The organism is Streptococcus sp. Z556 (assembly GCF_053010225.1).
The window spans coordinates 66,098-87,490 of sequence record NZ_JBRKNU010000003.1 but is presented as its reverse complement, the minus strand read 5'-3'; the positions used below and the strand labels follow the sequence as shown (position 1 = coordinate 87,490).

General features: G+C 43.2%; 22 protein-coding genes. 5 read left to right on the top strand and 17 right to left on the bottom strand.

Going from position 1 to position 21,393, the window contains the following annotated elements; genetic code table 11:
• From ACVC7S_RS04810 to tsaB, 12 genes are all read right to left on the bottom strand, one after another.
• Positions 1-1,062: a methionine ABC transporter ATP-binding protein gene (locus ACVC7S_RS04810; protein WP_061407488.1), complete on the bottom strand. Its 1,062-nt coding sequence runs from the start codon at positions 1,060-1,062 to the stop codon at positions 1-3.
• A complete protein-coding gene (locus ACVC7S_RS04805) occupies positions 1,055-2,428 on the bottom strand; it encodes a M20 family metallopeptidase (RefSeq protein WP_447266389.1) in 1,374 nt (457 codons plus the stop codon). Before ACVC7S_RS04805 ends, ACVC7S_RS04810 begins: the two co-directional genes overlap by 8 nt.
• Before the next feature lie 117 nt (positions 2,429-2,545).
• Complete coding sequence (locus ACVC7S_RS04800; protein ID WP_447266388.1) at positions 2,546-3,400, bottom strand: MetQ/NlpA family ABC transporter substrate-binding protein; 855 nt, start codon at positions 3,398-3,400, stop codon at positions 2,546-2,548.
• Between the two features lie 153 nt (positions 3,401-3,553).
• On the bottom strand, positions 3,554-4,396 hold the full coding sequence (locus ACVC7S_RS04795; protein WP_444817578.1) for an amino acid ABC transporter substrate-binding protein: 843 nt from the start codon (positions 4,394-4,396) through the stop codon (positions 3,554-3,556).
• Between the two features lie 103 nt (positions 4,397-4,499).
• Positions 4,500-4,823: an AzlD domain-containing protein gene (locus ACVC7S_RS04790; protein WP_061407499.1), complete on the bottom strand. Its 324-nt coding sequence runs from the start codon at positions 4,821-4,823 to the stop codon at positions 4,500-4,502.
• The gene (locus ACVC7S_RS04785; RefSeq protein WP_447266387.1) at positions 4,813-5,508 is read right to left on the bottom strand and encodes an AzlC family ABC transporter permease; all 696 of its coding nucleotides are present in this window, start codon (positions 5,506-5,508) and stop codon (positions 4,813-4,815) included. Before ACVC7S_RS04785 ends, ACVC7S_RS04790 begins: the two co-directional genes overlap by 11 nt.
• Positions 5,509-5,645: 137 nt before the next feature.
• Positions 5,646-6,254 carry a hypothetical protein gene (locus ACVC7S_RS04780; protein ID WP_447266386.1) on the bottom strand — a complete coding sequence of 203 codons (609 nt, stop codon included), beginning with the start codon at positions 6,252-6,254 and terminating at the stop codon, positions 5,646-5,648.
• Positions 6,255-6,457: 203 nt separating this feature from the next.
• The gene (locus ACVC7S_RS04775; protein WP_444817576.1) at positions 6,458-7,126 is read right to left on the bottom strand and encodes a lysostaphin resistance A-like protein; all 669 of its coding nucleotides are present in this window, start codon (positions 7,124-7,126) and stop codon (positions 6,458-6,460) included.
• A gap of 115 nt (positions 7,127-7,241) precedes the next feature.
• Positions 7,242-8,105, bottom strand: a complete 864-nt coding sequence (locus ACVC7S_RS04770) for an XRE/MutR family transcriptional regulator (protein WP_447266385.1) — start codon at positions 8,103-8,105, stop codon at positions 7,242-7,244.
• Positions 8,106-8,201: 96 nt separating this feature from the next.
• Positions 8,202-9,212 carry a tRNA (adenosine(37)-N6)-threonylcarbamoyltransferase complex transferase subunit TsaD gene (gene tsaD / locus ACVC7S_RS04765; protein ID WP_447266384.1) on the bottom strand — a complete coding sequence of 337 codons (1,011 nt, stop codon included), beginning with the start codon at positions 9,210-9,212 and terminating at the stop codon, positions 8,202-8,204.
• Complete coding sequence (gene rimI, locus ACVC7S_RS04760) at positions 9,202-9,639, bottom strand: ribosomal protein S18-alanine N-acetyltransferase (RefSeq protein WP_447266383.1); 438 nt, start codon at positions 9,637-9,639, stop codon at positions 9,202-9,204. The genes tsaD and rimI overlap by 11 nt, the downstream gene beginning before the upstream one ends.
• A complete protein-coding gene (tsaB, locus tag ACVC7S_RS04755) occupies positions 9,636-10,319 on the bottom strand; it encodes a tRNA (adenosine(37)-N6)-threonylcarbamoyltransferase complex dimerization subunit type 1 TsaB (protein WP_447266382.1) in 684 nt (227 codons plus the stop codon). Before tsaB ends, rimI begins: the two co-directional genes overlap by 4 nt.
• Before the next feature lie 1,358 nt (positions 10,320-11,677).
• On the opposite strand from tsaB, the gene ACVC7S_RS04750 reads away from it, so the two are divergent.
• Complete coding sequence (locus ACVC7S_RS04750) at positions 11,678-11,911, top strand: DNA-dependent RNA polymerase subunit epsilon (RefSeq protein ID WP_000639582.1); 234 nt, start codon at positions 11,678-11,680, stop codon at positions 11,909-11,911.
• A gap of 1 nt (position 11,912) precedes the next feature.
• A complete protein-coding gene (rnjA, locus tag ACVC7S_RS04745; RefSeq protein ID WP_061407519.1) occupies positions 11,913-13,592 on the top strand; it encodes a ribonuclease J1 in 1,680 nt (559 codons plus the stop codon).
• A 187-nt stretch (positions 13,593-13,779) separates the two neighbouring features.
• Here the strand turns inward: rnjA and mnmG are convergent, their stop codons facing one another.
• The 4 genes from mnmG to apf all read right to left on the bottom strand — a co-directional run bounded on the left by mnmG (position 13,780) and on the right by apf (position 18,239).
• Complete coding sequence (mnmG, locus tag ACVC7S_RS04740; RefSeq protein WP_447266381.1) at positions 13,780-15,693, bottom strand: tRNA uridine-5-carboxymethylaminomethyl(34) synthesis enzyme MnmG; 1,914 nt, start codon at positions 15,691-15,693, stop codon at positions 13,780-13,782.
• An 8-nt stretch (positions 15,694-15,701) separates the two neighbouring features.
• Positions 15,702-16,157, bottom strand: a complete 456-nt coding sequence (locus ACVC7S_RS04735; RefSeq protein ID WP_447266380.1) for an NUDIX hydrolase — start codon at positions 16,155-16,157, stop codon at positions 15,702-15,704.
• A gap of 139 nt (positions 16,158-16,296) precedes the next feature.
• Positions 16,297-17,418, bottom strand: coding sequence for a tRNA 2-thiouridine(34) synthase MnmA (mnmA, locus tag ACVC7S_RS04730; protein ID WP_447266379.1), 1,122 nt, complete (start codon positions 17,416-17,418; stop codon positions 16,297-16,299).
• A gap of 194 nt (positions 17,419-17,612) precedes the next feature.
• Positions 17,613-18,239 (bottom strand): aggregation-promoting factor, encoded by a 627-nt coding sequence (gene apf, locus ACVC7S_RS04725; RefSeq protein WP_447266378.1) that lies wholly within the window; start codon positions 18,237-18,239, stop codon positions 17,613-17,615.
• Between the two features lie 241 nt (positions 18,240-18,480).
• Between apf and sdaAB the strand changes: the two genes are divergently transcribed.
• The 3 genes from sdaAB to ACVC7S_RS04710 are packed head-to-tail and all read left to right on the top strand — an operon-like array spanning position 18,481 to position 20,684.
• The gene (gene sdaAB / locus ACVC7S_RS04720) at positions 18,481-19,152 is read left to right on the top strand and encodes an L-serine ammonia-lyase, iron-sulfur-dependent subunit beta (RefSeq protein ID WP_061407551.1); all 672 of its coding nucleotides are present in this window, start codon (positions 18,481-18,483) and stop codon (positions 19,150-19,152) included.
• Between the two features lie 8 nt (positions 19,153-19,160).
• Positions 19,161-20,033, top strand: coding sequence for an L-serine ammonia-lyase, iron-sulfur-dependent, subunit alpha (gene sdaAA, locus ACVC7S_RS04715; protein ID WP_447266377.1), 873 nt, complete (start codon positions 19,161-19,163; stop codon positions 20,031-20,033).
• Positions 20,034-20,054: 21 nt separating this feature from the next.
• A complete protein-coding gene (locus ACVC7S_RS04710; protein ID WP_447266376.1) occupies positions 20,055-20,684 on the top strand; it encodes an HAD-IA family hydrolase in 630 nt (209 codons plus the stop codon).
• Positions 20,685-20,808: 124 nt separating this feature from the next.
• Here ACVC7S_RS04710 and ACVC7S_RS04705 read toward each other — a convergent pair whose 3' ends face one another.
• Positions 20,809-21,231: a DUF805 domain-containing protein gene (locus tag ACVC7S_RS04705; protein WP_447266375.1), complete on the bottom strand. Its 423-nt coding sequence runs from the start codon at positions 21,229-21,231 to the stop codon at positions 20,809-20,811.
• Positions 21,232-21,393 lie beyond the last annotated feature (162 nt).

The following is a 21,393-nucleotide window of genomic DNA, read 5'->3' as shown; positions in this document are numbered from 1 at the left end:
TTACTGTCCTCCCTTCAGTACTTTTAACTGCACACCCGCCTGACGGATGGCTTCTTGAGCACCTGCTAGCGCTGATTTTTCACCGGACAAGACCACAACCAATTCTCCGACTGGAGTGCCATCGAGGATTTCAATATTCCCATAGAGAATATTAGCTGTTACTTGGTAATGTTTATACAATTCATTCAAAAGTGGTTCGTCTGTCGAAGCCCCTGCATACTTGAGTTGCACTAAAATACTGTTCTCAGATAAATGTTCTACGATTTCTTGCTTCTCAATCTTAACCATAGCTTCGTCAATTCCTGTGGCTGTTGAGATGAAGTCTTGGGTCAAAGGTTGTTTAGGATCTGAGAAGATTTCAAGGACACTGCCTTCTTCAATCAAACGGCCATCCTGCATGACTGCCACACGATTAGCAATGTCTTTGACAATTTGCATTTCGTGTGTAATCAGGACAACGGTCAAGCCTAATTTTTGGTTCAAATCTTGCAACAAGGCCAAAATCTGCTTGGTTGTCTTAGGGTCGAGGGCAGACGTTGACTCGTCTGAAATCAAAATTTTCGGATCGTTGGCCAAGGCACGCGCAATGGCCACACGCTGTTTTTGCCCTCCAGATAGTTGTGAAGGGTAGTTTTCAGCACGATCTGCCAAACCAACCAAGTCTAACAACTTAGCAACTTTTGCTTTCTTTTCTTCCTTGCTGAGTCCAGAGTGTTTGAGGGCAAAGGCCACATTTTCCTCTGCTGTCTTTTGACTCATCAGATTGAAATGCTGGAAAATCATTCCGATATCTTGACGTTTGCGACGCAACTGCTCTGCCGTCAAGGTCACCTTACCATCAAAAATCACATCGTCGTCAATGGTAATTTTGCCTGCAGATGGTTTTTGCAGGAGGTTAATCACCCGGACTAGAGTGGATTTTCCTGCTCCAGAATATCCTACGATTCCGTAGATATCCCCTTCTTGGATGTGAATGGTCACATCCTTGACTGCTGTGATGGTTCTCTTCTTTTGGTGAAAAGTCACATCGATCTGATCTAACTTGATAATATCTCTACTCATAGCTTCTAATCAGCTCCTCTACTAATTCAATATGGGTGTAGTAATCGGCGATCCGCACGTTTTCATCTCCACCGTGGTCTCGGCTATTGGCATTGCCTAAACCGAAGGCTACCATAGGTACCTCTAAGGCGTCAAAGACCGTATGCATAGGTCCTGTCCCCGCTGTAGTCGGCAAGACTGAAACGCCCTGTGGATAGAATTTCTTGGCCAACTCGATGACATTGAGAATGGCTGGCGCACTCATATCGCTTCGATAGCTCATCTCTCCCAAGGTATAATATAATTCTACCTTATCAAAACCATTTTTGTCTAGCTGTTTCCGAATTTTTTCCAGAACATCTTGCGGTTCTAAACCAGGAACCAGACGAACCTCTAGCTTGGCGCTGGCTTCTGCTGGCAAAATAGTCTTAACACCCTGACCTTGATAACCAGACTGGATTCCCTCTATATTGAGTGCAGGCTCAAAAAAGAATCGTTTGAGAAAGGCAGTGCGCTCCTCTTGTAAGAGAGGCAATTCCAAGCCGTAAATGCTACTGATTTCTCCCGGGTTGCCTTGTGCGTAGGTATCCACCAAGGCTAGTTCTCGTTCATTCGGCTCTTGGACATCCTCGTACAAGCCTTCTACTAAGATACGTCCATCTGCTGCACGTAGGCTACTTAGAGCCTGAATAAGATACCATGGAGCTGACTCCACGACACCACCATAACTCGAGTGGATATCCACATCCGCACTTTTCACCTTGGCATCAAAGGTCACGATTCCCTTGTTTCCACCAGAAATTTCTAACTGCTCCAAGGCATTTTTGGTTCCTTGCTCCCAAACTAGCAAATCTGCTCCTCGGAGTTTGTCTGCGTGTTTCTCTAAATACTTATCTAAATCCATAGAAGCAGACTCCTCTGCCCCTTCCATGATAAAGCTGATATTGACTGGCAAGTCATTGTGGTCCTGCATATACTTTCTCAGAGCACTCAAACGAGCCGTGATATGACCCTTATCGTCGTCCACTCCACGCCCATACATAAAGCCATTTCGCACAGAAAGTGTAAAGGGATCCTCTGTCCAAATCTGATCTCCGTCCGCTGGTACGGTGTCATAGTGATTATAGAAAATCAAGGTCTTAGCATCTGGACGCGAACTCTTGAAATGCGCCATGACAAAAGGCGCCGTGTAGCTCTCATCAATCTCAACTTCAGCTCCCACACGCTTGAAAATCTCACCCAAATAGTTGGCGACTTCCTTGAACCCGACCTGCTGGGCAAAGACTGATTTCTTGGAAATCAAGGTACGCAAAACTTCAAAATAATGCTGGGCGACATGATCCTTTTCAAATTTTTCAATCTGTTCTTGTTCGCTAGGAAAAACCATTTTTCTCTCCCTTTCTAAGGACTTGTGTCTATGGACGGACGACTAGATTATCTTCTTCAAAACCAACAGTCTAGACAAAAGCAAGAGGTGGAAACTCTCCCACCTCCCTGTGTCTTATTACCAAACTGGTTGGTCCAAACCGTCTGATGTTTCTTCGATAACTTTTTTCACTTCATCAGTGTGGTAAGCCGCGATAATTTTCTTGATGGCATCAGCTTTAGGTGATGATTCCCAATCTTTTTTCGCAACGATGATGTTGTACCATTGTTTTGAGTTTTCATCAGCTTGCTCTTTGAAGAGTGCTTTCTTGTAGTCCAATTTTGCTTCTGTAACGAAGGTATTGTTTACAACGGCAGCGTCAACTGATGACAATGAACGAGCTGTTTGGCTAGCGTCCAATTCTGTAATCTTCAAGTTCTTTGGATTTTCTTTGATGTTCGCAACTGTTGCTAGAGCCGTTCCAGAAACATCCAATTTGATCAAACCAGCTGATTGAAGCAAGTAAAGCGCACGGCTTTCGTTTGTTGCATCGTTTGGTACAGCAATTTCACCGTTATCTGGGATTTCTTCCACTTTGGTGTACTTGTTTTCTTCTCCATTTTTACCTGAGTAAAGGCGGATTGGTGAGATGTACGTATCTGCAATCGCTACAAGGTCTTTCCCGTTTTCTTTGTTCCAGTTGTTCAAGAAGTTGTAGTGTTGGAAAGCGTTCAAGTCTACTTCACCGTCAGCAGTTGCCTTGTTTGGTTGAGAGTAGTCAGTGAACTCTGTGAATTCCAATTTAATTCCATCTTTTTTAACCAATTCTTGGATTTTATCCCAACGTGCTTCTTCAGAACCGCTACGGTTAACTGTTGCAATTTTGACAACTGTTTCGTTGTCTGCTTTCTTTTCTGCATTTCCGCAAGCTGCAAGAGCCAAACCTGCGACTGTAGCAAGAGCTGCTACGCCGAGCCATTTTTTAATGTTCATGATTCTTTCTCCTTTAAAAATAATACCGTAATAGTATCTCATACTTTATTTGATTTAACAAATTGTTAATAGATAGGCAGACATATAGTTTAAAACTATATACCTCCAGAATGGAAAACCATCCATCTACCAGAGAATGGATGATTTACAAATTTATTTGATATCAGCTTCTGCTGGGAGATAAGTGTCTCCGAAGAACTGTTTAGACAATTTTTCAAGAGTTCCGTCTTTGTAGAGTTCTTGGATACGTTTGTCTACAAATGATTTCAACTCATCTTGACCTTTAGCAAGGAGTGGGTAAACGTAAGGTTGTTGGTCGCTTGGAAGTTCGATGACTTTCAAGTTGTCCAAACCTTGGTTTTTGATAACTGTCTCAACACCGATTTTATCAAAAATTTTGTAGTCAAACTGGCCATCACTCAAACGAGACATGATTTGTTGGAAATCTGCCTTAGTGTAGTTAAGAACCGTTGGATTGTCTGCGTGTTGTTTGTTATATTCTTCCAATTGTTTTGCTGAGGTTGTTCCTTGAACAACTTCAGTAGATTTTCCACCGATATCATCGAGAGATTTGATGCTATCGTCGTCTTTCTTCACAACGAGAACGTTAGGGTTTTTAGCAGTTGGTGCTGCGTAAAGGTATTTTTCTGCACGTTCTTTGGTATAGCTGAGGTTGTTAACAGCCATTTGATAACGATCACTATCAAGTCCTGGGAAAATCCCTGACCATTCTGTCTTTTCAAACTTGACTTCATACTTGTCAGAGTCTTTAAAGATGGCACGAACCACTTCAATCTCGTAACCAGTCAATTCACCATTTTCTTCATAGATAAATGGTTTTGGTGAACCGTTAGTTGCTACGACGATTTCTTTTTTACCAGATGTTGCTTCACCTGATGCTGCATCTTTCTTCTCACCACCTGAGCACGCTGCTAGTACACCTGCAGCAACAAGCCCTAGGGCAGCAAGAGATGAATATTTAACGATTTTTTTCATGTCATTTCCTCCAAAATAGAATACTGTATTATCTTAACAGAAAAAAGGAATTTACGCCATTATATGATATCTATCTCTGTGATAAGTTTTCTTTATGACTGATTTAAAAGACCAAACGCAAGACTGCAATCAAGACCACTCCAAAGAGAACCGTGCCAACTAGATTGCGGTAGCGAAAGGCTACAAAAGCCGTTGGAAAAACTGCCAAGAAGTCCAGCCACTTGATCTGAGGTAGGCTCCCAATCTTACCTGACACTACACTTGAAAGGATCAAGGCAAAGATGATGGAAACAGGCAAAAATTTCAAAAAACGCTCAACGATAGCTGGCAAACCCTTGTACTTAACCAAGATGAAGGGAATCATACGAGGTATCCAAGTCACTAGGCCTGAAAAGATAACGGCTAACAAAAGATATTTACTGACCATCTAAGACCACCCCCATTGTACATCCAAGTAGCGTCGCAAATAGAACAGCTAGAGGCTGAGACACCACTGTCAAGAGCAAAAAGAAAGACACCGTAACAACTGCTAGGATTTTCAGCAGATTGCGGACAGGAATCCGTCTTTGCATAATCTGGAACTGCGAAGCAAAAATCCCGATAAACATTCCCACAAGGGCAAAATCAAGGCCAAAGATTTCTGGATTTGGCAGTAAACCACCTAGAGCTGTCCCAACAACTGTCCCAACAAACCAAGCTACATAACTGTTGAGATTATTCCCATGCATCCACATAGGATTGACCTTGTCTGTATGGGCTAATTCTCCCATCAAAACCCCGTAAGTCTCATCTGTCAAGAGACTAGACATACCGATATTTTGCCAGAGACTGGTATGACGGAAATAGGTCGACGCATGCAAGCTCAGCAAAAAGAGTCGTAAATTGATTAAAAAGACTGTCATGGCAATGGCTGCTACAGGTGCTTGGACCGCAATCAATGCCAACATGGCAAACTGGGCGCTCCCAGCATAAACAAAGAGGCTCATCAGGCCCATCTCAACAGGTGTCACATAGGGCGCACCGATAATCCCACAAGCTAGACCGATACTAACATAGCCAAGGGCAGTCGGCATGGCAGCCTGAACACCTTCCCAAAATCCTTTTTCTTTCATTTTTTTCCTCTTATTTTCTTCGTTTGAGGCTGTTCAAGGTCACAGCCACAGCAAGAAATATTATAACACATTCATAAAAGAGAAAAAAGTTTAGAGTTTGGAACTTGGAACTAGTAAAAAGTACTGAATAGGATGTATTATGGATACATGAGAAATTGATCCACTCGAATCATATACTTGTTGGCTACAGTTTTTTCAGCATATTCATCTTCTGTCGGATAGACATCGACCCAGAGTTCCCACTGCTGTCCTTTCAATTTGACCTTGTAACGATAACCGTCATCGTATAGTCCTACCGGATCAGTGATCATGGACTGGTAATCTGGAAGTGCTTCAAGTTCAGTTTTTACATTCTGGGATAAGGTATCGAGCAATGCTTTCTGCTCAGCTTTGGAGGAAACGGGGAAATAAGTCGCTACTGTCTCCAAGCGATGCGATTTTGAAAATGTGAATCTTACTCGACCTTTATGGTCCTTCAAAGAAATATTTTCGTAATCATAGAAAAGGCGACCTGTTTTATAGAAATACAGATCTTCTGCACGCCAAGTATCGCGATAGGCCATTTCCTCTTCTTCCACCACTTGGCTAGCCTCTCCAAATACTTTTTCAAAAGATTTAACAGGCATACCGAAAGAAAGGGATTCAAACAAGACCAGTTGCGTCTTTTTGATATGATGGCAAGCTGATAAAAGCATGAGTAAAGCTCCAAGAGCAAGCAAACTACTAATTATTTTTGTAATTCTCATATATCTACAATACAAAAAAAGTCTCAGACTGACAAACTTTGGATTTTCCGATTACATTTTGAGACTTATTCTCTAAATTTGGAGGAAACAAAGGACTACTCAAAAATTAGTAACAGACAGTCAAAATAAAAAAGACTGAAAAAACAGTCTTATTTATAATACTTAGCTAGTCAGTTCTTTTGTTTTTATGATTGGCAGAAACTCTAAAACAACAAGGGCAGAATTTGACCAATGGCATTATTGACTATATGCAGTCCAATAGGCCAATAAATGGACTTGGTTACTCTAAACAAGACTGCAAGTATGAGGCCACCACCCATATATACGAAAAAGTCTGTCAAGACCCAACCGTGATTACTAATGTGCAAGATTCCAAACAAAGCAGCAGAACCAAGCACATCCAGACCCCACTTCTTTCCTTTTTCCAGAGCAGTCATCACCAACCCACGATAAATCATCTCTTCAAAAATGGGACCTGCAATCACAGGATAGAAAAAATACATCAAAAATGCCGTTGCACCTGTAAAAGTAGGAACATCCAGTTGATAAGCAATTTCATTTTTGGTAGGTGGGAAAATAACAAATGTGACAAAATTCCAAATAACAAAAGCAAGAAGAGCTAAAAAGGAATAAAAAAGATAAGACCCTTTAAATTTTCTACTGTTGATTTTCTGCCATTTACCTGACCAAACCATAACAATAATAGCAAGCAGAACCACAAGAAAATTCAACATCATATCCGACAAATAATAGGCAAAGTCAGATAGACCAGCAGCAAGGTCGCTGTGTAAGAGCAGACGAATCAAGAACTGGTCAGTAATGACAAGTAGAATAGCTACAAACAAGTAGTAGCGTGAGATTATCTTTTTCATTTTATTTTCTCCTATACTATGAAATAAAGACAGTATAACACGAAAAATGCCCTATTTTAGAAAATCGCATATTTGACATTTTTTCTTATAGAAATTTCATTTTTGCGATTGTTTGTTAATCGATAAGGTCTTTATATTGCTGTAAGCGTAGTTCAAAAAGGGCTGTTAATTGTGGATTTTCTAATACTTGTAGAGATTGGATAAAGTCTTCAATCTCTTTTTGATTACTTCCCTTGGTTTGAAGGAAAATGCTCATCTTCTTTAAAAACTGCCACAATAATTTCTCAAAAACATCGTATGGACGGAGCATGCTCTCCAACTCGGCTTCAAAGATTGGGATATAAGAAAAAAGTTTGCGCTCCATGAGCTCTGAGATGATATTTAACAGTCCTTGTTTCATATACAATCGATTGTGTACTAACTCTTTAAATTCCTTGGATTTTTCAAGTAAAGAGGTGGATAAAAAGATTAGGTCCTGATTACTCAAGAAGGGCATGGTATTACAAAAAATATAAAGTTCAAACCAGGTCCAAGACTCGATAGCATAAAGGTAGGTGGTCAAAAACTCACGATCCTCCTCTTCGAGCAGATAGCTTTTATCCAAGGAATGGATAGCATTTTTAATCACGACGGCATTCAAACGACGATAGGTATCTGCCATCTGTTCTTGTTCGATTTCCTCCAACAGTTGCTCTAAACCCGCTATATCTTGATGGGCAAAGCGATCCACAACCTTTCGACCAAATCGCATATGTGGGGATTCTTGATAGTTGTTGAGCTTGTGCCCAAACTCATCGAAGGTCACATTTATCCCTTGGATAGCTAGAATCAGCTTGTCCGCAGATAGCATAGACTGTCCTAGTTCAAACTTGGATAGCTGGGATGCTGTCAGTCCGGCGCAAGCCACATCTGACTGCTTGAGCTTTCTCGCCAGGCGCAATTCCTTGTAAAATTCTCCCAATTCCATTTTTTCAATCATGGCCAAACTCCCTTTACTATTCTATTTGTAAAAACTTTTCTTTTTTTAACATATTATAAAATATTTTAGCAAAAAAGCCAGCCTCAAGCTGACTCTTTATTCCATGGTATCAAAGGCGAGACTTGGTTTGGCATTGAGGTCCAAGTCTGCAAAGTTTTCTTTGTTCCACTCGCTGACACTGGCATAGGCAATCATACCTGCATTGTCTCCACAGAGACGCAGGGGGGGAATGATGACCTTGACATCTTTGATTTCGTCTGCCAAGCGTTCTCTGAGACCTTTATTGGCTGCCACGCCACCTGCCACTACCAGAGTTTTAACAGGATATTTCTCCAAAGCCTTCTTGGTTTTTGCCATGAGAATATCCATGACAGCTGCTTGGAAGGAAGCACACAAATCCTTTGTAGACAAGCTTTCTCCCTTTTGCTCAGCATTGTGGTGAAGATTGATAAAGGCAGATTTCAAACCTGAGAATGAAAACTCCAGATTGTCTTCCTTGATCATGGCACGGGGAAAGTCATAAACATCCTGACCTTGATGGGCCAACTCGTCAATCTCGCGACCTGCTGGATAAGTCAAGCCCATGACACGTCCGACCTTGTCATAAGCCTCCCCAACTGCATCATCTCGTGTCTCCCCAACAATCTTGTAATCGCCAGCCTCTGACACATAGACCAACTCGGTGTGTCCTCCGCTGACCAAGAGTGCCAACAAAGGAAACTCCAAAGGCTCCACACTCTGAGCTGCCATTAGGTGGCCAGCCATGTGGTTGACGGGGATAAGCGGCAGGCCATGTGCCCAAGCAAAGGCCTTGGCAGCTGACAAACCAACAAGCAAGGCTCCGACCAAGCCTGGTCCGTAGGTAACCGCCACAGCTGTCACATCGTTTTCAGTAATTCCTGCTTCTGCTAGAGCCTCCTCGATACAGGCTGTAATGACCTCGACATGGTGACGACTAGCTACTTCTGGCACTACGCCCCCAAAACGTTTGTGGCTCTCAATTTGACTAGCAATGACATTGGACAAGAGCTGGTCGTCGTTTTTTAAGACAGCGACACTGGTCTCATCACAAGATGTCTCAAATGCTAAAATATATCTATCCTTCATCTATTTCTCTCTTCATGATAATGGCGTCCTCGACTGGGTCATGGTAGTAGGCCTTTCTCTCAGCGATGACCGCCATCTTTTCTTTCTTGTAAAATGCTTGCGCTCGTTGGTTTGACTTTCTCACTTCGAGGAAAATCTCCTTATCCGTCGGCAACATTGCAAACAAGGCTGACGCAATTTCCTGCCCTTGATAGGCTCCTTTGACAGCGATTTGTAGGACTTCTACTTCAAAGAGATTCTCCTGAACGGCTAGAAATCCAATCACTTCTGCTCCATCATAAGCTAGAGCATACCAAGTCTGGTCTTGGGACAGGTCTGCTTGGATTTGTTCCAGCGTCCAAGGACTGACTGGGTATACATCTAGCATGACAGCGTAGATAGCTTGTGCTAAGTCAGCTTGCTGTTGGATTCGTTTGATCTCTATCATAGGCGTTTAATGTAGGACTCGCCAGACTCAGTGTGATTCTTGAGCCAGTTTTCCTCGGCTTCGACACGCTTGAGGTAATTTGGCACAAAGTCGTGCAAGGAGTCTGCTTCTTTGTCCCAGACCCAAAGAGCTAGATTAGCTGCATTTGGCAAGGTTTCTTGGTAGCTGGCTTGTGGTAGTTGTTCTTGGATCTGTTCCACAAAGGCTCCAACTTCTCCGACAAAGGTCACCTGCTCAGCATCCTTGACCTGCTCTAGCACTTCCGCAAAAGACAGATGCGCTTCTGGCAAGACTGGCTTGGCATTTTCATAAAAGCCTGCATAGACATTGTTGCGACGCGCATCCATGATAGGAACCACCAAGCCTTCTTTTTGGCGTGGCACCAGAGCCAATAGACTAGACATCCCAACTAACTCAATGTTCAGGGTATGAGCCAAGGTCTTGGCAGTTGCTACCGCAATTCGCAAACCTGTATAGCTACCAGGTCCCTCTGCCACCACGATGCGATCCAAATCCTTGGGTGTCAAATCTAGACTGGCCATCAAAAAATCGATAGCAGGCATCAGAGTGATACTGTGATTTTTCTTGATATTAATAGTCGTCTCGGCAAGAAGCTGCTTGTCCTCTAAAATGGCTAGAGAAAGAGCCTTGCTAGACGTATCAAAAGCTAATACTTTCATAACACATTCCTATCTTTTTGTCTGCTTACTATTATACTACAAAAGCTGACGCATGGGAATTTTCTTTCTCCCCAAACAAAAAGTCCTGCTACTTAGACAAAGAGGATGGCAAAAAAATCAAAAAAGTTCTAGCTTTTTTCTATTTTTCCGAATATATAAGTGAACAAGAAAATTGAAAGGATCGCCATAAGAAGTTTAGATAAGTCATGCTAGACAAAAGACACATTTTTAGAAGGGTAAATTTTATTCTCTTCATTTCTTACAGTTTGCTCATCATTTTCAATGATTTAAACATAATCGTTACACCCTTACCAGTTGATTCATCTGTTTGTATTGTTTTCTTTTTATGCTTCAACTCGATTTTTTCTGAGAAAAGAGGGGCGTAAAGATGGCGAATCCATTGACTCTTTTAACCGTCAATGTTAAAATATAATTGAACATTGGCAGGAAAATCAGGTTGAGTCTTTGACTCTTCGGGTTGCAGTGCTATCCCTGAAACTTTGGTTTCTAAAGAACTGAAATTGCGATTAAATAGTTCGCCCCCAGTGTTAGATGGCTCTTGACTTCGGTCAGGAGCTTTTTGATGCTTTCAAAATTGATTCCCTCAGTAAGTTATAGTAAAATATAGATATTGAGAGGATAACGTAGGGCGACTGGTAACAGAGCGTTCAAAGGTACCAACTTCTGGTACGGGTGTGGGACTGCCTTCAGCTTTGAGCTGTAAAGACCCCGGACTACCATTGGTCCTCTCTTTTTGCTTACTCTTAGATTAAGGGCTTTTCTTTGCCTCTTTAGTAAACACTCCACTCCATGCTATTTCTACATCATTATACTTATAGATTGACTTCTTAGCCTCATAGATGATAAAATAGGGTAAAGGTTGAGATTTGGTCTGACTTGGTGACAAGTCTTTCAAAGGTTGTGATTCAATCACTTCAGGTAATGGTGCTGCCCCTTGAGCTTGCTCAGAAAGATCCCTTAATTTTGTCTCAGCCTTTTTGTTTGCTCTTGAGATTTCTCAAGAGTTTTTCTTTTTTCAAAGATATCATTCTGCCCCAACCATCTACACCAACGATTAATGAAACTAAAACTGTATTCTTCCTTAAATCTATTATCTCTTTAGATTCCCCCTTTAATTATAACACCTAAACGCTCTCCGACCAAATCCTACCTGTCTTTTTGCTCCTCCTTTCCCTCCCGACTTTCTCCATTTCCGTCTTTTACTAATTTTTCATTTTGTGGTATAATTGAAATAATTGTAACGAATCAAGGTCAATCTAGACACAAAATGGAATGAAATCAAGCAAATCTCTGCTAAAAGTTTGGAATAAGCTGACCTGTAAATAGAAAGGAACTATATGATTTACAAAGTTTTTTATCAAGAAACAAAAGAACGTAGCCCACGTCGTGAAACAACACGCTCACTTTACCTAGACATCGATGCCAACTCAGAACTTGAGGGCCGTATCGCTGCTCGCCAACTTGTCGAAGAAAACCGCCCAGAGTACAACATCGAGTATATCGAACTCTTGTCTGACAAATTGCTAGATTACGAAAAAGAAACTGGCGCTTTCGAGATTACGGAGTTCTAATATGGCCTACACTCTTAAACCTGAAGAAGTCGGCGTTTTTGCCATCGGTGGTCTGGGAGAAATCGGGAAAAACACTTACGGAATTGAATACCAAGACGAAATTATCATCGTCGATGCTGGGATTAAATTCCCAGAAGATGACTTGCTGGGTATCGACTACGTTATCCCTGACTACTCTTACATCGTGGACAATATCGACCGCGTCAAGGCTGTTTTGATTACACACGGACATGAGGACCACATCGGTGGGATTCCCTTCCTGCTCAAGCAAGCAAATGTCCCTATCTACGCTGGACCACTTGCCCTAGCTTTGATCCGTGGAAAACTCGAAGAACACGGCCTCTTGCGCAACGCCAAACTTTACGAAATCAACCACAACACTGAGTTGACCTTTAAAAATCTCAAGGCAACTTTCTTTAGAACTACTCACTCCATTCCAGAGCCTTTAGGGATTGTCATTCATACTCCTCAAGGAAAAATCGTCTGTACGGGTGACTTTAAGTTTGACTTTACTCCAGTTGGAGAACCTGCAGACTTGCACCGTATGGCTGCCCTTGGTGAAGAAGGAGTGCTCTGTCTCCTCTCTGACTCGACAAATGCGGAAGTACCAACCTTTACCAACTCTGAAAAAGTCGTTGGTCAGTCTATCATGAAGATCATCCAAGGCATTGAAGGACGTATCATCTTTGCATCCTTTGCCTCAAACATCTTCCGTCTCCAACAAGCAACAGAAGCCGCTGTTAAGACTGGACGCAAGATTGCTGTCTTTGGTCGTTCTATGGAAAAGGCCATTGTCAACGGGATCGAGCTTGGCTACATCAAAGCTCCTAAGGGAACCTTTATCGAGCCAAATGAAATCAAAGATTATCCTGCAGGCGAGGTTCTGATCCTCTGTACAGGTAGTCAGGGGGAGCCGATGGCAGCCCTCTCTCGTATCGCTAACGGAACTCACCGCCAGGTGCAACTCCAACCCGGCGATACCGTTATCTTCTCTTCAAGTCCAATCCCTGGAAATACGACTAGCGTCAACAAGCTGATCAATATTATTTCAGAAGCTGGTGTCGAAGTCATTCACGGTAAAATCAACAATATCCACACCTCTGGACACGGTGGTCAGCAAGAGCAAAAACTCATGCTCCGCTTGATTAAGCCAAAATACTTCATGCCTGTCCATGGTGAATACCGTATGCAGAAAGTCCATGCTGGACTAGCGGTGGATACTGGTGTCGAGAAGGACAATATCTTTATCATGAGCAATGGTGATGTGCTTGCCCTTACTGCTAACTCTGCTCGTATCGCAGGCCACTTCAATGCCCAAGATATCTATGTCGATGGAAATCGTATCGGTGAAATCGGTGCTGCTGTCCTCAAAGATCGTCGTGATCTATCTGAAGACGGTGTCGTTCTGGCAGTCGCAACTGTTGACTTCAAATCGCAGATGATTCTGTCTGGTCCAGATATCCTCAGCCGAGGTTTTGTCTACATGCGAGAGTCTGGCGACTTGATTCGCCAAAGCCAACGTATCCTCTTCAATGCTATTCGTATCGCACTGAAGAACAAAGATGCTAGCGTGCAGTCTGTCAATGGTGCTATCGTCAACGCCATTCGCCCCTTCCTCTATGAAAATACGGAACGTGAACCGATCATTATCCCTATGATCCTCACACCAGATGAAGAATAATACTCTTCGAAAATCTCTTCAAACCACGTCAGCTTCGCCTTGCCGTATATATGTTACTGACTTCGTCAGTTCTATCTACAACCTCAAAGCAGTGCTTTGAGCAACCTACGACTAGCTTCCTAGTTTGCTCTTTGATTTTCATTGAGTACAAGTCAACAAAACAGCCCCGTTTTCGGAGCTGTTTTTTCTATGCTTTCTTTTCTTGATTTTTAGAAATACTACGATTTTTACCTTCCAAATAGACCATCAAAATAGAAATATCTGCCGGGTTTACTCCCGAAATACGGCTGGCTTGGCCGATGGTTTCTGGATTGATGAGTTTGAACTTCTGACGGGCTTCGGTTGCGATAGAATCAATGTCATCCCAATCAATATTGGCTGGAATGCGTTTTTCTTCCATGCGTTTCATCTTGGCAACCTGATCCATGGCTTTTGAAATATAGCCCTCGTACTTGATCTCTGTTTCAATCAATTCGATAATCTTGTCGTCCAAGTCCTCTGCTGCAGGTCCGATGAAAGCCACCACATCCTGGTAAGAAACTTCTGGGCGACGAAGGAATTCCTTGGCTGTCACTGCATCTGTCAAGGGCTTGAAGCCCATCTCCTCAACCTTAGCATTTGTTTCCTTGACTGGCTTGAGTTTGATGCTGTCTAAACGCTTCATTTCATTTTCAAATTGATTTTTCTTGATTTCAAAGCGAGCCCAACGTTCATCGTCAACAAGCCCAATCTCGCGCCCCATCTCGGTCAAACGCATATCGGCATTGTCATGACGGAGGATGAGGCGGTATTCAGCACGACTGGTCAAGAGACGGTAAGGTTCAATGGTCCCCTTGGTCACCAAATCGTCAATCATGACCCCAATATAACCGTCACTGCGCTTCAAAATCAACTCAGGCTTACCTTGGATTTTCAGAGCTGCGTTGATACCAGCAATAATCCCTTGGCCAGCAGCTTCTTCGTAACCTGACGTTCCATTTGTTTGACCAGCTGTGAAAAGTCCTGAGATTTTCTTGGTTTCAAGTGTTGCACGCAACTGGTGTGGCAAGACCATGTCATACTCAATGGCATAACCTGTTCGCATCATCTCTGCATTTTCCAAACCTTTGATAGAATGAACTAGCTCGCGCTGTACATCTTCAGGCAGACTGGTTGAAAGACCTTGAACATAGACTTCCTCTGTATTGCGCCCTTCTGGCTCAAGGAAGAGTTGGTGGCGTTCCTTGTCCGCAAAGCGCACAATCTTGTCCTCAATCGACGGACAGTAACGAGGTCCCACTCCCTTGACCACACCTGTAAACATAGGCGCGCGGTGGAGGTTTTTTTGGATAATCTCATGACTGGTACCATTAGTGTAAGTCAACCAGCATGGCACCTGGTCCTTGACATAATCCTCATCACGTGAAGTATAGGAGAAGTGATTTGGCGCCTCGTCCCCTGGCTGAATCTCTGTCACATCATAGTTGATAGAGGAAGCCTTGACACGTGGAGGAGTTCCTGTCTTGAAACGACCGATTTCGAGTCCCAATTCCTTGAGATTGTCAGCTAGGTTAATAGAAGCCAGACTGTGGTTTGGACCTGACGAGTACTTGAGGTCCCCGATGATGATTTCCCCCCGGAGGGCAGTCCCTGTAGTCACGATAACAGCCTTGGCAGCATATTCCTGATGGGTCGCTGTACGAACACCGACAACCTTGCCATCTTCCACCAAAATCTCATCAATCATGGTTTGACGGAGGGTCAGGTTGTCTTGATTTTCAACCGTCTTGCGCATTTCCTTAGAGTAAAGCTCCTTGTCAGCCTGCGCACGAAGAGCACGGACAGCAGGGCCTTTCCCTGTGTTGAGCATCTTCATCTGGATGTAAGTCTTGTCAATGGTTTTAGCCATTTCGCCACCGAGGGCATCGACTTCACGCACAACAATCCCTTTGGCAGAACCACCGATAGAAGGGTTACAAGGCATAAAAGCCAGCATTTCAATGTTGATGGTCGCGAGCAAAACCTTGCAGCCCATACGGCTAGCAGCTAGGGAAGCTTCAACCCCCGCATGTCCCGCACCGATTACAATAATATCGTATTCTTCCGTAAAATTATAAGTCATTTTCTCTCCTATTCCTCAAGATGAATGTGTCGCAGCTGGCCGTCCCAATCTGGTAGGGCTGTTTTTAAAAAGGCTGGAACTAGATTGATCCCCTTAAGCTTATCTAAGTCAATCCACTCACAGGGCTGCATTTTCTCATCTTCCTGCATGGTCAATGGAGCATCTTCAAGTAAGTTCACCAGATAATGAAACTCAATGTTGTGATAGGAAACATCGTCTTGTTCAAAACGATTTTCAACCACGAAAGCTAGCTGCCCAGCTTGAGCTTTGACACCCAGTTCTTCCCTCACTTCTCGGACTACCGCGTCTTCCGTGCTTTCATTGACTTGGATGGCACCGCCAATAGTGTAATACTTGCCCTCATCTTTGGTGACTAGGAGCTTGCGGTTTTGAAGAATCAAAGCTGTCGCCCGAACACCAAAAACAGTATTTCCCACTTTTATCCGAAAGTCTTGTTGAGTCATTTGTTTCCTTTCCCTTAAACGACACAAAAACAGTCAAAACTCCAAAGAAGTGCAGGACAAAAAGCCTGCAACATCCATGAGCTTTGACCATCATTTCTATTGCTTTTATTATTGTAGCAAATTGAGAAAATTTGTCAATCTATATGTACTGACAAACTTGTCCATCGCGGTAAGCATTGTCAATCAAACCGCCACCGAGACATTCTTCACCGTCGTAAAAGACAACTGCCTGTCCTGGTGTAATCGCGCGTTGTGGCTCCGCAAAGATGACCTCCGCCTTGTCACCTTTGACATGAACTGTCACCTTAGAGTCAGGCTGACGGTAGCGGAATTTAGCCGTACATTCGAGCGTGAATTCCTCTGGCATGTCACGAGTAAAGTGAACTTGACTGGCCTCTAGGCTAGTTGACATGAGCGAATCATGGTAGAAACCTTGGCCTACATAGAGAATGTTCTGGCTCAGGTCTTTTCCAACAACGAACCAAGGGGCATTGTCACCGCCGTGTTGCCCACCGATACCGAGTCCGCCACGCTGACCGATTGTATAGTACATCAAGCCAGCATGCTCACCCATATCGCGTCCATCTACGGTCATCATGCGACCAGGCTGAGCTGGTAAGTAGTTGCTGAGAAATTCTTTAAAGTTCTTTTCTCCGATAAAGCAAATCCCTGTCGAATCTTTCTTCTTAGCAGTTGCAAGGCCTGCTTCTTCTGCTAGTCTGCGAACTTCAGGCTTTTCCAAATGTCCCAGTGGGAACATGGTCTTTTGTAATTGTTCTTGCGAAAGTTGACTGAGGAAATAGGTCTGGTCCTTGCCATTGTCCACGCCACGAAGCATGTGAACGACGCCATCCTCATCACGTGCTACACGGGCATAGTGCCCAGTCGCTACATAGTCTGCACCCAAGGTCATGGCATAGTCCAAAAAGGCCTTAAACTTGATTTCCTTGTTACACATCACATCTGGATTTGGCGTGCGCCCTGCACGGTATTCCGCTAAGAAGTACTCAAAAACGCGATCCCAATACTCTTTTTCAAAGTTGACAGAGTAGTAAGGAATGCCAAGTTGGTCTGCTACCGCAGCCACATCCTTGTAATCTTCGGTCGCCGTACAGACTCCGTTTTCATCTGTGTCGTCCCAGTTCTTCATGAAGATACCGATCACATCGTAGCCCTGCTCTTTGAGAAGAAGAGCCGTCACCGACGAATCAACACCACCACTCATCCCCACGACAACACGTGTTTTAGAGTTATCACTCATGGTAAGTCTCCCATCTATTCGTTTATTCACGATTGAAGGTCGTGTGTGCTTCACGATTGAAGGTCGCTTGAGCAGTATTCATTATAACACGCTTTAAAGAAGAAGACAAGGGAGGGATAGGAATACATGCAGAAAAGCAAACAAAAAGTCGAGGGATTTCCTCGACTTTTACATATTTTTCTGTTAGTTCGTTCTTAATACCAACCGTTGTTAAGCCAGAAGTTCTTGGCAGCTGTCCATGAACCGTAACGTCCTGCAACGTAGGCATCTGCTACACGTTCTTGGTTTTCAGCTGAGTAGTCACCGTTCAAGTATGAATCTGTCAATTGGTAACGTCCGATGTAACGTCCGTTTGTAGCTGTGTAACTACCGCCTGATTCTTTTTGAGCGATCCATTCTTTTGCTTCTGCTTCAGAACCACTTACAGTAGAAGCTGCTGCAGTGTTGCTTTCTGTTGCTGGAGCTGCTGGCGCTTCATAGGTTGTTGTTTCAGTTGTTTCTTCTGCAGTTTCTTCTGTAGCAGCTGGTACTTCATAAGTTGTTGCAGAAGCTGCAGCGGTTGCAGTTGCTGTCGATGGAGCTGTTCCTTCGATGACCAAAACCTGGTCCACAAAGATCAAGTGGATGTTTTCAATCTTGTTTTTTTCTGCCAATTTTTCAACAGTAGTGTTGTACTTCTCAGCGATTTCTGAAAGAGTGTCACCTGATTTAACTGTGTAAGTTACAGTTTCTTGTGCAGATGCAAGGGCTGGTGCAAAGAAAGCAAGCAAGGCTGCTAGTCCTGCAAAAGTTGTTTTGATTTTTTTAGTTGTTAATGTCATATCTAAAAATTCTCCTTTTTATCTATGATACTATTTTACTCCTCGAATGTTACCATTTCTTGACGGTTTTGTGTAGAAATATTACAAAAATGTTTTATATTTACCGTTTTAAGGAGGTTTTTGTCACAAAAGGCCTTATTTTATACTATCTTTAATCATTTTGAGGTTTTGATAAGGGAAATAAGCGCAGAGGTCCATTCTTTGATATAATAGATATAAGAATCTTTGTAAGGGGAAACAGATGCACTCACTTCGTTTTCAATCTGTCTTTGATATTATCGGACCTGTCATGATTGGCCCATCAAGTAGCCATACAGCTGGTGCCGTTCGTATCGGGAAAATCGTCTCATCCATCTTTGACGATACGCCGACAGAAGTCGAATTCCAATTGTTTAACTCATTTGCCAAGACCTACCGTGGTCATGGAACTGACCTTGCTCTCGTCGCTGGTATTTTAGGTATGGATACGGACGATCCCGACATTCCAAATAGTCTAGAGATTGCCCATAAACGGGGTATCAAGATTGTCTGGACCATTCAGAAAGACAGCAATGCTCCTCACCCTAACACCACTAAAATCACTGTAAAGAATGACCATAAGTCCATCAGTGTGACAGGGATTTCCATTGGTGGAGGAAATATCCAAGTTACGGAACTTAACGGCTTTGCTGTCTCTCTTAACATGAATACCCCGACCATCATCATCGTACATCAGGATATTCCAGGTATGATTGCCCATGTCACAGAAGCCCTCTCTCGTTTTGATATCAATATCGCTCAGATGAATGTGACTCGGGAAAAAGCTGGAGAAAAAGCCATCATGATTATCGAAGTCGATAGTCGAAGTTGCGAAGAGGCGATTGAAGAAATCCGAAAAATCCCTCATCTCCACAATGTCAATTTCTTTAAGTAGGAGGAAACATGTTTTATTCTATCAAAGAATTGGTTGAGCAAGCAGATCTAGACTTCCAAGGAAATGTCGCAGAACTCATGATTGCGACAGAATATCAACTAACCGGTCGGGAACGCCCAGAAGTTCTCCTCCTCATGGAACGCAATCTAGAAGTCATGAAAGCCTCTGTTGAGCTCGGTCTTAGTGAAAACAAATCCCGCAGTGGCCTAACAGGTGGCGATGCGGCCAAGCTAGATCGCCATATCAAAAGTGGCAAAGCCTTGTCTGACTTTACCATCCTATCAGCTGCCCGAAATGCCATCGCAGTCAACGAACACAATGCGAAGATGGGCTTAGTCTGCGCTACTCCAACCGCAGGAAGTGCTGGCTGTCTGCCAGCCGTTCTCACTGCTGCTATCCAAAAACTTGACCTCAGCCACGAAGAACAACTGGATTTCCTCTTTGCCGCGGGTGCCTTTGGATTGGTTATCGCAAACAACGCTTCTATCTCAGGTGCTGAAGGTGGTTGTCAGGCCGAAGTCGGCTCTGCCTCTGCCATGAGTGCCGCAGCCTTGACCTTGGCTGCAGGTGGAACGCCCTATCAGGCTAGCCAAGCCATTGCCTTTGTCATTAAAAATATGCTGGGCCTCATCTGCGACCCCGTCGCTGGTTTGGTCGAAGTTCCCTGTGTTAAGCGCAATGCCATGGGAGCCAGCTTTGCCTTTATCGCAGCTGATATGGCCTTGGCAGGTATCGAGTCTAAGATCCCTGTTGACGAAGTTATTGATGCTATGTACCAAGTCGGATCGAGCCTTCCAACTGCCTTTCGTGAAACGGCTGAAGGTGGACTCGCAGCCACCCCGACTGGTCGTCGCCTACAAAAAGAAATCTTCGGAGAATAAGTTTATCTATTAGGAGAAATCATGCCCTCTATCTCAGCTATCTTTTTTGATCTAGACGGAACCCTGGTTGACAGTTCCATCGGGATCCACAATGCTTTTACCCATACCTTTAAAGAGCTAGGAGTGCCTAGCCCTGATGCCAAAACTATTCGTGGTTTTATGGGTCCGCCTCTTGAAAGTAGTTTTGCGACCTGCCTTCCCAAGGAACAAATCTCAGAAGCTGTTCAAATCTACCGTTCTTACTACAAGAAAAAAGGGATTCACGAAGCGCAACTCTTCCCCCGAATGACGGAATTGCTCCAAGAACTCTCTCAAAACTACCCTCTCTATATCACTACAACAAAGAATACTCCGACTGCCCAGGATATGACTAAAAATCTGGGAATCCATCATTTCTTTGATGGCATTTACGGCTCTAGTCCTGAAACGCCACACAAGGCGGATGTCATCCGTTACGCCTTGCAAACGCATCAACTCCCTGCAGACCAAGTCCTCATCATCGGGGATACCAAGTTTGATATGATTGGAGCCCAAGAAACTGGCATTAAAAAGTTCGCTGTTACTTGGGGATTTGGCGAAGAGGCTGATTTGCTCAGCTATCAACCTGACTGGATCGCCCGTACAATTGATGATATCATTAGTCAGCTCTAACCATACAAAAATACTCCTAACACTAGTGAACTAGGTTGAGGAGTATTTTTTTGTATAGGTTGTTACTATAAACGATTATTTGCTGTGAAACGACTCAGCCGTTTTTAGCTAGACTAAAAATATCTTAATATTTTCGTACCATGTCTTCAAATTGAGAGTCTTTCTTATTATCTTCATTTTTTTCACTATTTTCTATCACTTTTTCTCTAAAGCGTTGACTGGGCATAGCGAGCATAATTAGCAGTGTTAATGCACCCAAAGGGACAAATACAATAAAGATATAGGCCCAATGGATACCCACATCTCGTAAGCGACGTACTATCAGTGCTAGTAGAGGAACAAACTCAACTAGCAACAAAATAATATACATACTGAAAAGCGCTATATTGATGATGGGGTTGTCAAATTCTAATCCAGTAAACAGCGAGTAATAGACGGGAAAGAAAATCACCATATTTAGCAGCCAAACCCACCAAAACTCTGGACGTGTAGAACGACCAGAAAAATTCGCATAGCCTTTGAAAAAACTCCTAATAGCAGTCAGCATACAATAATCTCCTTTTGATTTTAATACTTTTTTTCGCAAAGTTATGTTACCAGCTCAAAATAGAGGTAGTTTTTAGATTGTCTGAAATCACTCTCCTGATAGATCACATAACATCGTCCCTTGAATAGTTGCGCTTATTAAACCTTCGAAATATCCGATGTT